This window comes from Acinetobacter sp. NIPH 2100, from assembly GCF_000369805.1.
Classification (GTDB): Bacteria; Pseudomonadota; Gammaproteobacteria; order Pseudomonadales; family Moraxellaceae; genus Acinetobacter.
Map to the genome: position 1 here is coordinate 1,003,749 of NZ_KB850224.1, position 14,060 is coordinate 1,017,808.

Consider the following 14,060-nt stretch of genomic DNA (forward strand, 5'->3'; position numbering starts at 1 on the left):
TATGCTAGAAAAACTAAATCAATATCGCCAGACATTGACTTTACCTTTACGCCACAAGCCAGCTCAAAATCAATTCCGTTTTGAATGGGTGGATAATTTAAAAGAATTACAAGAAGTACAACGCTTTAGAGCAACGCAATTTAGTCATCAATTTGGTATGAACTTTGAAGACGGTCTAGATCAAGACCTTTATGATTTTGGTTGTGAGCATGCGGTATTACGTGAAAAATGGACAGGCGAAATTGTCGCTTATACCCGTCTTAAATTGTTCCAAGGCTATGAGATCGGGCAAAGTTATAGTGCCCAAGAGTTCGAAATTGTCCCGCATTTATCTCACTTACCCAGTGTCTTAGAAATTGGACGTACTTGCGTGCACCCTAAATTCCGTTCAGGTAAAGCACTCTCAATGCTCTGGTTGAACTTGACCCCTAAAGTACTTTGGTCAATGCGTGCTAAATACTTAATGGGCTGTGTCAGTATCCATTTGGATGATAATTTGGCACGTGCCTATTATACCCATCGTCAGATTCAGCAATTGGGTGATCATCAGACCATTGATATCCGTTCAAAACGTAGCTTTGAGCCAGAGCGTCCCGACTATAGCTTTCCACAAGATGAACGCATGCCAAAACTGTTTCAGACCTATTTAGGAATGCAGTCGAAACTATCGAAACAAGCATTTTATGACGAAGATTTTAAATGCTTGGATTATTTTGTTTTCCTTGAAGTGAATAAGATTGCTACTTCTTTTGTGATGAACAAAATGGTGCAACGTTAGTAAGGTTTTGTTGATACTTCAACCATGCATTGCGTTATGAGCTAAAACAACATAATCAATGCATGAAATACCTACTATGATGGTCCTTATCAAGTTTCATACCGACGTTTAGAGCTGTTTTAGCCATAACCCTACGGGACAGGGATATTTTTTGCTGCTACGTCGTTATGTCTTGTTCATTTAGAGTCACTAAATTTTACAAGCCCTGCCTCGTATGAGCCAAAAATACCCTCTGTCGCAAGCATCTGTGTAATATCAACAGAACCTCTTATCATTCTTAATCTAATAGTGAGCACATATTAAGATTTACAAGGCATCTGCACCTCATGCACAATAGGCATAGATGTTAGATAGTTAAAAGATATGTGCCAGCTATTAGGAATGAATTGCGCCACCCCGACAGATATCACTTTTTCTTTTCGTGGTTTTTCTCAACGAGCAGGGGTGACGTCTGATCATTGTGATGGTTTCGGAATCGCTTTTTTTGAAGATAAAGCTTGCCGTTTGTTTGTTGACAATCAATCTGCGGTGGAATCCCCAATTGCCGATCTGATACGTAATTATCCGATCAAGTCTCGCAATGTCATTGCACATATCCGTAAAGCGACACAAGGTAAAATCAACCTTGAAAATTCACATCCCTTCCTGCGTGAACTTTGGGGTAGGCATTGGATTTTTGCCCATAATGGTGATTTACACGAGTTTAACCCTACACTAAGCGGACGATTTGAACCTGTCGGTAATACGGATAGTGAATTAGCGTTTTGCTATTTACTGGATCAATTTGTGGAAGAATTTGGCTATGTTGAACCAAGTTTAGAAGAGATATTTTCACTATTAGAACGCATCTCGCCACAAATTGCAGAGCACGGTACATTCAATTTTTGTTTGTCCAATGGCAAAGCATTATTTAGCTATGCGACCACCAAGTTACATTGGTTAGTGCGTGAATATCCATTTCAACCTGCGCATTTAATTGATCTCGATGTTGAAGTCGATTTTAGTCAGGTCACCACGCCGGAAGATCGCGTTGCAGTAATTACTACGGAGCCTTTGACGCATAATGAAGCATGGAAGGCATACCAAGCTGGGGAAATGATTTTATTCCAGCACGGTAAACCGATTCAGCATGCACTTACGCGTGTGGAACGTTTAATTCTGGAAGCAGAAAACCCAGCATTAAAACGAGTAACCAAAGCCGATCAGTATTAATATATAAGATATAACTAGAATATATATTTAGCAGGTTTTTTTTTGATGGAATCTGAGTGTTGTTTTTCTAGTTATATCAATAAAATTAGATAGATAATTTTTCTTATTGGTTAAAAAATACTTGAGTGTTTTGATTGGTATAAATATTAAAATAAATATAAAACAATAGGTTAATTTATTTCTTTGAAAATATTTAAATTCTGACAAAAATGCTGTGTTTTTATTTAATTCATTTGCCGATATTATATTCTTATTCAATAAATCAAATATGGTTTGGGGTTCGATATGGGTATGAAATGGTCTGTCGAATATAATACAGGAATCGAGGTGATCGATGATCAACATCGTCGTATTCTAGATTATATTAATGAAATTTATGAATTAAAAGATAGCGACGATCGTGCAAAATTAAAAGGTATTTTAGATAATATTATTGATTATACCCAGTCGCATTTCACTTTTGAAGAAAGCTTACAAGAAGAAGCAAACTATAAATATCGTGTACCACATAAACGTGTACATGACTTATTTATCAAAAAGATAGAGACTTATCGTCAACGTTTTGAACTCGGGCAGGAAATTGATAGCGAGTTACATGAGGCGCTATCAAAATGGTTGATTAATCATATTCGGCATGATGATGCTGATTATGTTGGAGCAGTAAAAGAAAATATGCTTGGAATCATTAAAGAAAATGAAAAGAAAAAAGGGAAAAACTGGTTTTCTCGATTCTTCTCATAATAATAAGACAATAATAAAAGATCCCTTATGATAAACAATAATAAGGTGTGGTATGAGTGATACATAAGGGATCTACTTAATAATATAATAATTCGTGCGCAGCAAATCACCGTAAGGTGATTTGCTTCTTTCTTTCGAGATCTTTTGTTTTGATTTTCAGGCTTGAGAAAGGCAAAATAGATTGAATATTTCATTGCAAACTCCATAAAGTGCAATGAGTTCAAAGATTTTTCAAGGAATGCATTATGCAGGACACAACTCTGTCACGCTGGCTTGCACCAGTGATGGCGTTTTGCCTATCTTTTGTCATGATTACGACATTGGCACCGACTGTTGGAATCCAGATTGATCGTCAATTCGATTTCTGGCTGCTTTGGTTAGGTACCATGATTCTGTTGGCATTACCCATCGGTTATCTTGAAATTGCTTTAGCAAAGCGTTCGCAGACCACAGCATTACAAGCACTTTCAACCTTAACACGTGATGCAGATGCTTCACCTAGATGGCGTCTTGTGGGCTGGTTGGCTGTCATATTCGTTCCATTCTTTGCAGGCAGTGTATTGACGGCCACAACACATGTAGTGAGTCAGCAGTTTACGCTTGCTGTATCTGGGCAGGTTGTTTTTGCAATCCTCGCCGTTATTGCGCTTGGACTTTCTTTTATTCCTCGCCAATTTTTAATTGCGTTGACAATGATTGGTGTGATTGCAGCATTCATTCTAGCCAATGTCATGGGGACACATTTGCCAGCTTGGCACTGGACTGGAATCGAGTTTAAAGAATGGGGCAATGCCACGGTTCTAGCTTTGGTTGCAAGCGGTTTAGGGCTTGGTTTGTATTGGCAAACGAGTTTAGCAGCAGTGAAAAAGCAGGAAGCAGCTACAACGACAGCCTTGCCCATTTGGGCGGCGCAATTACTTGCCGTGATCGCCTTTGGTTTTTTCTCTGTCCAAGCACAGTTACCTGCATTGGCATGGGTATTTGCGGCCATTATGTCAGCAGCACTTTTGATTCAATTTGCAAAAGAACAGTTGGCACAGCGTCAGCTTGCGATCGTGGTTCAATGGGTGATTTTGCTTGCTGCTATCGTCGTTTGGGCTGTACCACAAGTGGAACAAATCTTTAATACCGTGCTCATGCTTTGGGGACTGGTGATTTGTTTGATTTATGCCGTGTTTGCTGGCTGGATTATGAAGATTAGTCATCTGCGTAAAGCAATGGGCTTTAGCAATGAATTGTTTTATAACATCTGGCGTATTGCGATTCGCATCGTTTTACCACTTTCAATTGTTGTGGCAATCGTTGCTGTGATTGGACAAATGGTCTAATGGAACAGGCGAAACAAGTTTGGGTCGCTTACTCAAGCTCTGAACAGCAATTCCATATTGCGGTCAGCTTTCGTGAGGGAATGACGGCCCTGCAGGCAATTGATGCCAGTGGCATCGCAGTACAGACGGTCTTACCAGAAGTTTTACAGTTAGGTGTCTTTGGTAGCCGGATCGAAGGAGATACAGTCCTGCAAGCAGGTGACCGTGTTGAAATCTATCGCGCCCTGACCATTAACCCGAACGACATTCGTCGTAATCGGGCGGCAAAGAACCCTGTTGGACGATTTATTAAAGGTAATCGTTTTAAGGCATAAAGCTGATAAGTAAAACCCCTCATGATTGACTCGATGAGGGGTTTCTTTTTACTGGAAAGCCGTTATAGTGGTGGCGCAGTCAAAATAGCTTCTTTTGATGCCGGTAAACCAGGTTGTGATTCTGGAATCGTATCTAAACCTTCTAAGCGTTCTACGTTACCATTCGCATCAAAATAAACTTTTAAATGTTGACCGTGTGCCGCAGGTATTTTTGCTTTTTTCGCATAAGTGCCTGGGATATAGTTGTAGATGTAGTCCCAACGTTGTGGATTCAGTGGATCTGTTACTGTTGGACTACCAAGCAAGAAACGGACTTGCTGAAAGCTCATGCCCACTTGTACTTGAGAAGCTTGTGCTTTGGTTAATGGTGTTCCTTGTGGAATATCAACTTTATAAACACCAAAGACTGAACAACCGCTAAGTACTGTAGTGACGAACAACGCCAGCATGATTTTTTGCATTTTGCTACACTATCCTGATAAATGATGATGCATTTGATTCAAGGATAGATCATACTGCATCTAAACTCTATTGCCTATTCCAACTTAAGATTTGTTGAGAGACCTTTTTTTATGCCGATTTCTAATCAAGACTTACGCAAAGCTGGACTTAAAGTTACCCTTCCTCGTATTAAGATTTTGGAATTATTAGAAAATTCAAAACAACATCATTTGAGTGCTGAAGATATTTATAAAACTTTGCTCGAGCAAGGTGAAGATGTTGGTTTAGCAACGGTTTACCGTGTGTTAACACAATTCGAAGCTGCGGGTATTATTCAGCGTCACCATTTTGAAAACAACCATTCAGTTTTTGAAATCATGCAAGAAGATCATCACGATCATTTAGTATGCTTAAACTGTAATAAAGTTGTTGAATTTACTAATGATATTATCGAGAAAGAGCAGCATTCAGTTGCAGATAAACACCAATTTGCTTTAACTGGACACTCGTTAAATCTATATGGCTACTGTAGCGATGCAGAATGCCAAGAGGCTTATCGTAAAAAATAAGCTGTATTGAGTAAAAATTTAAATGTTCACGAAAATTGAACAAATAAAAAAGGGAAGGTTACAAAAACCTTCCCTTTTTTAATGGCTTAGTTTGAATTATTGTCCATCAAAGGTAATATTCCGGCTGGCACTTAATAACTGGTCTGCACCTTCTTCGGAAAGTTTGATGGTGAGGCGTAAGTCGTTTGGCGAATCTGCATGCTTTAACGCATCTTTATAGGTAATTTGTCCCGCTTTATAAAGATCAAATAATGCTTGGTCAAAGGTTTGCATGCCCAATTCGCGCGAACGTTTCATCAGATCTTTAATCTCATGAATTTCACCCTTACGGATATAGTCGGCTAAAAGTGGTGTATTAATCAAAATTTCAATCGCTGCACGACGTGAATTGCCATCAGGCGTCGGAATTAACTGCTGCGCCACCAATGCTTTTAAGTTGAGTGACAAGTCCATATACAGCTGGCTATGACGGTCAGCTTCAAAGAAGTGAATAATACGATCTAATGCTTGGTTGGCATTGTTGGCGTGCAAGGTCGCAAGGACCAAGTGACCTGTTTCTGCGAAAGCAATGGCATAGTCCATGGTTTCACGTGAACGGATCTCACCAATCAAGATCACGTCAGGCGCCTGACGTAGTGTATTTTTCAGTGCAATTTCAAATGAATCGGTATCAATTCCGACTTCACGTTGAGTCACGATACAGCCACCGTGCTGATGTACAAACTCGATCGGGTCTTCAATGGTAATGATGTGACCTTTAGAATTTTGATTACGGAAACCAATCATCGAAGCAAGAGAGGTTGATTTACCTGTACCTGTTGCGCCTACAAAAATGATGATGCCACGTTTGGTCATTGCCAATTCTTTGAGTACTTCAGGCAGTTTTAGATCATCCATGGTGGGGATATGAGTTTCGATCTTACGCAGTACCATGCCTGGCATATCACGTTGCTGAAAAGCACTGACACGGAAACGTGCAGTCTTTTCGCGATTCATGATCGCGAAGTTGCATTCACGGGTTTCTGCGAATTCTTTACGTTGTTTGTCCGTCATAATGGATTGTACCAATTGACCGACAATCTCCCCTGAAAGTTTTGATTTGGAAACAGGCACAATCTGCCCGTTAATTTTCATTGAAGGTTCAACATCTGCAGTGACAAATAAGTCAGATGCATTTTGCTGAATCATCAAGTTGAGTAAATCATTAAAGTCCATGATATTTCTCTAATCCATTTATTTTTATAGGAATGACTCAGGTTGTTTTGCAACAGTGCGTGCAGTTTGTGGGCTAATTAAACCCTTTGAAACCAAGGTCTTCAGACTTTGATCCAAAGTAGTCATGCCGTAGTTGGCACCTGTCTGAATTGCAGAATACATTTGCGCGACTTTATTTTCACGCACTAGGTTACGGATTGCTGGAATCCCGATCATGATTTCATGTGCAGCCACACGACCACCGCCATTTTTCTTTAATAGCGTTTGTGAAATGACCGCTTGTAAAGATTCAGACAACATGGCACGAACCATGTCTTTTTCTTCAGCAGGGAAGACGTCGATTACACGGTCAATGGTTTTTGCCGCAGAAGTCGTATGCAGAGTACCAAACACCAAGTGACCTGTTTCCGCAGCGGTCAATGCCAAGCGAATGGTTTCAAGATCACGCATCTCACCGACCAAAATAATGTCAGGGTCTTCACGTAGAGCGGAACGGAGCGCCGCATTAAAGCCATGTGTATCACGATGTACTTCACGTTGGTTGATCAGGCACTTCTTCGATTGGTGTACAAATTCAATTGGATCTTCGACCGTTAAAATATGGTCATAACGGTTTTCATTAATATAGTCGATCATTGCTGCAAGCGTTGTCGACTTACCCGAACCTGTTGGGCCTGTGACAAGCACAATCCCACGAGGATAATCACAAATTTCCTTGAAAATTGTACCGAGTCCCAAATCTTCCATGGTCAACACTTTCGATGGAATGGTACGGAATACCGCTCCAGCACCACGGTTCTGGTTAAATGCGTTGACACGGAAACGGGCAATATTCGGGACTTCAAATGAAAAGTCAGTTTCTAGATCTTCTTCAAAATCACGACGTTGTTTATCATTCATAATGTCGTACACTAAACGGTGTACATCTTTATGTTCAAGCGCTGGTAAATTGATACGACGTACTTCACCATCTACACGAATCATCGGAGGCATACCCGCTGAAAGGTGTAAATCTGATGCACCGTTTTTAACCGAAAAGGCGAGTAATTCTGTAATATCCATAATTTCCCCGAAACAAACTCAAAAGTCTCATTATTTTGTAGAATAATATAAGGCTTTCATTCAGGCTTACCAACACCTTAAAGAATGGGAAAGCAAAAAAACATTTCGTAAATGAGAACTGTGTCAATGAATCAATCGCAACAATCCCGCCAAACTGTTTTAAATCAAATAGAACAAGCCTGTCAGCATGTTCAACGTGATCCTGCGACTGTGCAATTGTTAGCTGTTTCAAAGACACATCCAAGTTCTAGCCTGCGGGAAATGTATGCAGTTGGGCAGCGCTGTTTTGGTGAGAATTATTTACAGGAAGCCTTAGAAAAAATTGAAGAATTGAAACAGCTAGAGATTGAATGGCATTTTATTGGTCATGTGCAACGTAATAAAACCAAGCATCTGGCTGAAAAATTTGATTGGGTACACGGGGTTGATCGTTTGATTATTGCCGAGCGTTTATCTAACCAGCGTTTGGAATCGCAAGCGCCGTTAAATATTTGTCTGCAAGTGAATATTGATGGACAAGATTCAAAAGATGGTTGCCAGCCAGAAGAAGTGGCTGAATTGGTTCAGCAAATCAGCCAGCTTCCACAGATCCATTTACGTGGTTTGATGGTCATTCCTGCACCTGAAAATCATGCTGCATTTGCAGATGCCAAAGCGTTATTTGATCAAGTGAAATCTCAACATGCTCAGCCTCAAGATTGGGATACCTTAAGTATGGGGATGTCGGCTGATCTGGAAGCTGCAATTGCTGCAGGTTCAACCATGGTGAGAGTCGGGACAGCATTGTTTGGTGCAAGAGATTATTCAACAAAGTCTTAATTATTATTTAATTCGATCAGAGTGCCCCAGAATTGAATCGATTTTGGAGTTTCTAATAGTTGATTAAACAGCGTTTTATCTAGGTTAAATTCATTACAAAAGTAATTGATCAGGTCTGTCCCGTAATAAATAATATCAGTTTGCATGATTGAAAATATGGGATTTCCATTTTCAAGTGGTGTAGCAGGAATATAACGATGAGAGTAAATGGGGATCAGTTGAGGATAAGTTTTAAAATGCTCCTCAAATATTGCCAGACGGTCTGAGATTTCCTCTGGTGCGGCTCCCCACTGATCTAGCCAAAAGCCATTTTTAATATCAAAAGCAATTCCTTCCTGAGGCCAGTTGAGCCGCTCCATCAGCATATTTTTCGCTTTATCGCTATGAAGTGTTTCTCTCCAGTGAGGAAATTTCCATTCATTTTCCGAAACAGGAAGTCCGTACTTTAAAAAGAGCTTCAAATCAGGAGGGAAGTGAAATCTAAAAAGCTGCTCTATTGCTTCTATTTCATACTCTGTTAAGCCGGTCTCAAACTGGATACAGTGCTTTAATAGTTCTGTATGAAGCAATTGAATGTTCATTAGCCCACTACTTCAATCCGACTCGAACCTGATCCAACAGGTTGTACCTGAATCTGTACGGGAATCCGCTCATGCATTTCCTGAATATGAGAAATTAAAATCACTTTACGACCTTGGCTTTGCAACTGATCCAGCGCATTCATTACCATATGCAATGACGAGGCATCTAAGGTACCAAAACCTTCATCAATAAATAGCGATTCGATTTTCATGGAACCAGACGCCATATTGGCAATCGCCAACGAAATCGCGAGGGCAGTGAGAAAAGATTCACCACCTGAGAGTGAAGCAACCGAACGGATTTCACCATCCATATCATGGTCGATAATTGCCAAGCTGAGTGAGTTATCTAAACGCTTCAAGGTATAACGCTGTGATAGCATCGCCAACTGTTGATTGGCGTATTCCAGCAAAATGTCTAAATTATATTGTTGTGCCAAATCACGGAAATCTTTTCCTTTTGAATCCCCAATCAAGCTTGAAATCTTATTCCAGCGATGCTCTTGCTGCTGAATTTGTAGAATCTGCTCGGTAAACTGTTTCTGTTTGGCGACATTCTGCTGATGAACTTCCAGTTTTAGTTTGTGTTGATCACGTTGCTCCAACTGCTGTTGCAAGCTTTCAAGATTTAGACGGATGTTCTCAGTGAGCTGCCCATGCTCGATTTTAGGTTGCTGTTGTTGATGTGCATGTAACTGCTCTTGTACGGTTTTCAGCGCAGATGCTGCTTCATTACGTAAGCGTTCCGCATTTTGTAAGGATAGACGTATCTGCTGTTCTTGCTCTGATGAAATTTTAAGCAACTCAAGTAATTGATTTTCATTAAAATTAGTATGTTTTGCTAACCAGATACTTATTTCAGTTTTACATTCTGCCAATCTAGATTGATTATGCTGCTGTTGTGTTTTGAGCTGTTCCAGTTCACTTTTTTGTTGCTCAAAGTTTTGGCGGGCATGCTCGAAATTCTGTTTAATTTGCTGATATTGGCTCTGTAATTGTTGACGTTGTTGATCATGCTGATTCAACCATTCGTTGGCTTTAAGTTCTGTCAAACCCGTCATTGCAACAATCAACTGATGCGCTGAATCTGTGTTTTGTTTACCTTTAAGCTCAATGTCTTTGAGCTGCTGACTCAACTCGCTGTGCTGGGTTGTTAATCCAGCCAAATTTGATTTTAATAAATTAAGCTGCTGTTGCAGATGTTGTTGCTGCTTGTTTAAGTTTTCAGTTTGCTTGAGCTGCTGTCCACGTTGCTGTAGGCGGTGCAAGACCTGTTGTGAGCAGGAAACAGGGTGTTGTTGCCATACGCTTTTTTCATTTACATCCAGACAATCTACAATATGCTGAACCTGCTGTTGTAATTGTTGTACGTTCTCAAGTTGATAGCTGATATTTTGAATGGTTTGGTTGAGATGATATTGGTCTTTATGGGCTTGTCCCAGTCGTTGTAAATCCAATTCTGCTTGTTGCTTACTTTGTAGCGTATCAGCTAGCCACTGTTGTTGAGCTGATGTGATTTGCGCTTGTGATTGGGTTAAATCGAGCGCGATCGCAAACTGTACCGTTTGGCTAAGTAATTCATGCTGTTGAATGTTGAATTTGTCTTGGCTTTGCTGCATAGCAGATTGTAATTGCGTATGCTCAGCTCGACTTTGAGTAAATTGTTGCTGAGTGTTTTGCCAACGTTGAAAACATTGTTGTTCATGCTGGATGGCTTGTTGTTCTTGTTGCTGCTGTAGCTCATATAAGGCTTTGGAGAGCTGACTGGAGTTATCACGATAGGGGTGTTCTATGCTGCCACAGACTAAGCATGCTTCGCCTGGTTTTAATTCTGCGCGTAAATGTTCAATATTCTCTGCGTGAAGCAAACGTTGCTGCTGCAAAATCTGCTGTAATTTCTCACGTTCGGTCTTGGCGGACTGGAATTCTGTTTCGACTTTTTGCAGTTGTTGCTCAAGTTGCAACTGCTGCTGATGCGCTGTGTCCAGTTTTTGATTGAGCTCAGTCCTATGATTCATGACTTCAAAGTAATGCTGTAACTTCTGCTGAATCAGATCTAATTGATTGAGTCGTGTTTGCTGTTGTTCTCTCAAGTTTTGTTTTTGTTCAAGTTGAGATTCGATCTGCTGAGTGCTACCAAACTGTTGGATGAGATCATTCAAAATGACTTTATCTTGTTCAAGTTTGGATTGAGCTTGCTGGATTGAACCTAAACTCTGTTCTACTTTTTGGTATTGCTGAATAAATTGATTGAGTTGTTGAATATGGGCATTCAGACCATTGTCCAACGTAGTAAATTGGATACTTTGTTGCAGTTGCTCAAGATTGGTTTGATATTGTATTGAGAGACTGTGATGGCTTTGTTCAAACTGTTGTTGTTGTTCCTGTAAAGGCCGTTGCTGACTTTCAATCTGGTTTAAACGGTTCTTGGTTTTTTTGTATTCATCTGCGATGTATTCACGTTCTTGCACATATTTACGGACTTGTGTGAGTTCATTTTGATGGGTCTGCTCAAAGCTTTGAAATTGATGCAATGCTGTTTCAGCTTGAGTATAACGATTTTTTTCTTGTTCAAATTGAGTGATTAAAACCGTAAAGCTATTTTGCTTTTGCTGAATTTGTGGCTCGAGTTGCAGAATGTTTTTTTGAAGTTGCTGCTGCTGAAAGACAATAGGACGAATAGCTGAGAAGCTTTCGAGTTGAGTCAACTGGATACGTTCAGCTGCCAATGCCTCATAGGTTTTGAGCTGGAGATCATATTGTTGTTGCTTTAGACCAATTTCATGATTGAGTTTATGCTGCTGCTCAAACCATTGCTGTTGCTGATTGAGTTGGGTTTTCTCAGTTTCGAGTTGTTGAACCTGTTGCTGTGCGTGTTGAAAATGTACTTGTAATGCTGCAACTTCTTCATCTGAGCGGATTTCAATATGACCTAAAACATTTTCTAATTGCTTGCGTTGATCAGCTATTTCTTTGGTCTTTTGATAAGCCAATTGTCCAATTTTGGCAAAAATACTGGAATTGGTCAGATATTCCAATAGTTCACCACGTTCATTATCACGTGCTTTTAAAAATGCGGTGACCTCAGACTGAGCGAGTAAGACGGCACGGGTAAATTGCTCAAAGCTGAGTTGGGTAATTTGCTGAATATGGGTTTCAACGGCTTTGGTCTTATCAGCAATCACCACACCATCAGTGAGACATTTGAGAGAGCGTTGCACACTCTGTAATTTACCACTGGCATTTTCACGGGCACGTTTAATTTCCCAACGAGCCAAATAATGTTTTTGATCTTGTGCCACAAAACACAGCTCAGCAAAACCATGTCCTGTGCCACGACGTAAAACGGTAAGCGGTGAATTGGTCAGCAGTTCAGAGCCATCCACATCCAAGAGCTTGCCATCACTTTCTTTGAGGCGTGGAATTTTATTAAATAGGGCAAGGCACATGGCATCTAAAATGGTAGATTTCCCGGCGCCAGTTTTTCCGACAATGGCAATCAAGCCCGCATTGGCTAAAGGTTCACTTTCAAAATCAATAAAATGCTCACCTGCAAGAGATGCCAAATTTTTCAGTCGAATCGATAAAATTTTCATGGCAAATCCTTAAGAACTTTGATCATCTTCAAGTTTTTTCTGTGCTTCATTCACTAGACTTAAGAAATCTTTGGTGACTTCATCATCGGCGTGATAGCCCTTTTTCTCCCAGATCTGCTGGAATAATTTTTCTGGTGTTGGCGGCTCTAGGCTAATGCTCTGCTTATTTTCGGCATTATTTTCATTCGATAAATATTGTCTGGAAATGCGCACCAGACGGTAGCGATCCTTCGGTAAGGCATCTTCGAATTGTTGGCGTAAATTCGGCTGTGGGGGAATCGTTGTATGATATTCGATATCGACATATTCTCGATGGTCAATATTTTCGATGGGGCCACTCGGTAGGTTTTTAAGCTGCTGCATGACCGCTGTGAGTTCATCTTTAATTTTATGCAGTTGAATACTTCGCGGAATTGCCAATGCTTCAAAATCCAGCTTATTTTCTGGTTGGGTTGAATCAACGGTGACTTCAACCACTTGGTGCTTATAGTTGATCTCACTAAATGACAGTGGAATTGGAGAGCCACTATAACGAATATGTGGATGCTGTACCTTTTGCGGTTTATGCAAATGTCCAAGCGCAACATAATCGATACTGTCATCAAAAAGTGAGGTCGAAAGTGCTTCTTCATTGCCAATAATAATTGGTCGTTCTGAGTCTGAAGTTTCTCCACCTTGCATATGTGCATGTGACATCAGGATGAGAGCTTGATCATCAGTTTTGCGACGTTTAGCTTCCTCAATTAACTGCTGATGCAGATATGCAATCGCATTTTGGCTGTTGGTAGTGTGTTCATTAAAACCAGTAATTTCAGCTGAACGTAAGAATGGCAGGGCAATGCACCACGCGACAATCTGTTTTTGCTCGTTATAAATTGGCAGAATGAGGCGCTCTAAATCTAAAGTTTTATCTGCATTCCAGCGAATCACACCGACGGTTTTGGCATTATATTTTTCTAAAAGAGGTTCTACCTGTTCAATCCGATAGCCTGAATCATGATTGCCTGCAATCATCAAGGTTTGCATTTGCGGTGCCAGTTCATGAGCATCGGCAAGGAATTGATAGAGCTGCTTTTGTGCCTGTGAGCTTGGATTGATGACATCAAAAATATCACCCGCAATTAACAAGGCATGTGGCTGTTTTGCCTTAATCTGCTCCAGTAACCATGCTAAAAATTGTTCATGTTCATAATGGCGGGAGTGATTATAAAAAAACTGCCCCAGATGCCAGTCAGAAGTATGAAAAAAACGCACAGTCATAAATGAATCTAAAAAAGAAATGAACCAGAATAAGGTAGCACGTATTTCAGTGGAAAGGAGGGTCTTGCCCCGTAGAAAAAGCAGTACAAGATGCAGCTTGATCATTTTTAACCGATCCACTAGTTTGTTATCGAGGTTATTATT

General features: G+C 40.3%; 13 protein-coding genes. 7 read left to right on the plus strand and 6 right to left on the minus strand.

Annotated elements, in window-relative coordinates; all coding sequences use genetic code 11:
• The first annotated feature begins 1 nt into the window (after position 1).
• The 5 genes from F887_RS13250 to F887_RS13230 all read left to right on the plus strand — a co-directional run bounded on the left by F887_RS13250 (position 2) and on the right by F887_RS13230 (position 4,373).
• Complete coding sequence (locus tag F887_RS13250; RefSeq protein ID WP_005150965.1) at positions 2 to 778, plus strand: GNAT family N-acetyltransferase; 777 nt, start codon at positions 2 to 4, stop codon at positions 776 to 778.
• Between the two features lie 363 nt (positions 779 to 1,141).
• Complete coding sequence (locus tag F887_RS13245; RefSeq protein WP_032862777.1) at positions 1,142 to 1,990, plus strand: class II glutamine amidotransferase; 849 nt, start codon at positions 1,142 to 1,144, stop codon at positions 1,988 to 1,990.
• Positions 1,991 to 2,275: 285 nt separating this feature from the next.
• Positions 2,276 to 2,731 carry a bacteriohemerythrin gene (locus tag F887_RS13240; RefSeq protein ID WP_005292286.1) on the plus strand — a complete coding sequence of 152 codons (456 nt, stop codon included), beginning with the start codon at positions 2,276 to 2,278 and terminating at the stop codon, positions 2,729 to 2,731.
• Between the two features lie 245 nt (positions 2,732 to 2,976).
• Positions 2,977 to 4,059 carry an SLC5/6 family protein gene (locus tag F887_RS13235; protein WP_005292288.1) on the plus strand — a complete coding sequence of 361 codons (1,083 nt, stop codon included), beginning with the start codon at positions 2,977 to 2,979 and terminating at the stop codon, positions 4,057 to 4,059.
• Complete coding sequence (locus F887_RS13230; RefSeq protein ID WP_005292291.1) at positions 4,059 to 4,373, plus strand: RnfH family protein; 315 nt, start codon at positions 4,059 to 4,061, stop codon at positions 4,371 to 4,373. The genes F887_RS13235 and F887_RS13230 overlap by 1 nt, the downstream gene beginning before the upstream one ends.
• A 62-nt stretch (positions 4,374 to 4,435) precedes the next feature.
• On the opposite strand, the gene F887_RS13225 is transcribed toward F887_RS13230, so the two are convergent.
• Positions 4,436 to 4,834, minus strand: coding sequence for an outer membrane protein assembly factor BamE (locus tag F887_RS13225; protein WP_004805189.1), 399 nt, complete (start codon positions 4,832 to 4,834; stop codon positions 4,436 to 4,438).
• Positions 4,835 to 4,945: 111 nt separating this feature from the next.
• Between F887_RS13225 and fur the strand changes: the two genes are divergently transcribed.
• Entirely contained in the window at positions 4,946 to 5,383 is a 438-nt protein-coding gene (gene fur / locus F887_RS13220) for a ferric iron uptake transcriptional regulator (protein WP_005150955.1), read from the plus strand.
• A 96-nt stretch (positions 5,384 to 5,479) separates the two neighbouring features.
• Here fur and F887_RS13215 read toward each other — a convergent pair whose 3' ends face one another.
• Positions 5,480 to 6,598, minus strand: coding sequence for a PilT/PilU family type 4a pilus ATPase (locus F887_RS13215; protein WP_005150953.1), 1,119 nt, complete (start codon positions 6,596 to 6,598; stop codon positions 5,480 to 5,482).
• A 24-nt stretch (positions 6,599 to 6,622) separates the two neighbouring features.
• Positions 6,623 to 7,660 (minus strand): type IV pilus twitching motility protein PilT, encoded by a 1,038-nt coding sequence (locus F887_RS13210; protein WP_004770978.1) that lies wholly within the window; start codon positions 7,658 to 7,660, stop codon positions 6,623 to 6,625.
• A 126-nt stretch (positions 7,661 to 7,786) separates the two neighbouring features.
• Between F887_RS13210 and F887_RS13205 the strand changes: the two genes are divergently transcribed.
• Complete coding sequence (locus F887_RS13205) at positions 7,787 to 8,479, plus strand: YggS family pyridoxal phosphate-dependent enzyme (protein WP_005292293.1); 693 nt, start codon at positions 7,787 to 7,789, stop codon at positions 8,477 to 8,479.
• On the opposite strand, the gene F887_RS13200 is transcribed toward F887_RS13205, so the two are convergent.
• From F887_RS13200 to F887_RS13190, 3 genes are read right to left on the minus strand one after another with little or no spacing between them, the layout of a single operon-like run.
• Positions 8,476 to 9,060 (minus strand): hypothetical protein, encoded by a 585-nt coding sequence (locus F887_RS13200; protein WP_005292295.1) that lies wholly within the window; start codon positions 9,058 to 9,060, stop codon positions 8,476 to 8,478. The genes F887_RS13205 and F887_RS13200 overlap by 4 nt on opposite strands.
• Positions 9,060 to 12,656, minus strand: coding sequence for an AAA family ATPase (locus tag F887_RS13195; RefSeq protein WP_005292297.1), 3,597 nt, complete (start codon positions 12,654 to 12,656; stop codon positions 9,060 to 9,062). Before F887_RS13195 ends, F887_RS13200 begins: the two co-directional genes overlap by 1 nt.
• Before the next feature lie 9 nt (positions 12,657 to 12,665).
• Entirely contained in the window at positions 12,666 to 13,916 is a 1,251-nt protein-coding gene (locus tag F887_RS13190) for an exonuclease SbcCD subunit D (RefSeq protein ID WP_032862780.1), read from the minus strand.
• Positions 13,917 to 14,060: the final 144 nt, after the last annotated feature.

Bases quoted from the DNA above. Each gene is read 5' to 3' on its own strand.
- F887_RS13250 (WP_005150965.1), top strand. From the start codon at position 2: ATGCTAGAAAAACTAAATCAATATCGCCAGACATTGACTTTACCTTTA.
- F887_RS13245 (WP_032862777.1), top strand. From the start codon at position 1,142: ATGTGCCAGCTATTAGGAATGAATTGCGCCACCCCGACAGATATCACT.
- F887_RS13240 (WP_005292286.1), top strand. From the start codon at position 2,276: ATGGGTATGAAATGGTCTGTCGAATATAATACAGGAATCGAGGTGATC.
- F887_RS13235 (WP_005292288.1), top strand. From the start codon at position 2,977: ATGCAGGACACAACTCTGTCACGCTGGCTTGCACCAGTGATGGCGTTT.
- F887_RS13230 (WP_005292291.1), top strand. From the start codon at position 4,059: ATGGAACAGGCGAAACAAGTTTGGGTCGCTTACTCAAGCTCTGAACAG.
- F887_RS13225 (WP_004805189.1), bottom strand. From the start codon at position 4,834: ATGCAAAAAATCATGCTGGCGTTGTTCGTCACTACAGTACTTAGCGGT.
- fur (WP_005150955.1), top strand. From the start codon at position 4,946: ATGCCGATTTCTAATCAAGACTTACGCAAAGCTGGACTTAAAGTTACC.
- F887_RS13215 (WP_005150953.1), bottom strand. From the start codon at position 6,598: ATGGACTTTAATGATTTACTCAACTTGATGATTCAGCAAAATGCATCT.
- F887_RS13210 (WP_004770978.1), bottom strand. From the start codon at position 7,660: ATGGATATTACAGAATTACTCGCCTTTTCGGTTAAAAACGGTGCATCA.
- F887_RS13205 (WP_005292293.1), top strand. From the start codon at position 7,787: ATGAATCAATCGCAACAATCCCGCCAAACTGTTTTAAATCAAATAGAA.
- F887_RS13200 (WP_005292295.1), bottom strand. From the start codon at position 9,060: ATGAACATTCAATTGCTTCATACAGAACTATTAAAGCACTGTATCCAG.
- F887_RS13195 (WP_005292297.1), bottom strand. From the start codon at position 12,656: ATGAAAATTTTATCGATTCGACTGAAAAATTTGGCATCTCTTGCAGGT.
- F887_RS13190 (WP_032862780.1), bottom strand. From the start codon at position 13,916: ATGACTGTGCGTTTTTTTCATACTTCTGACTGGCATCTGGGGCAGTTT.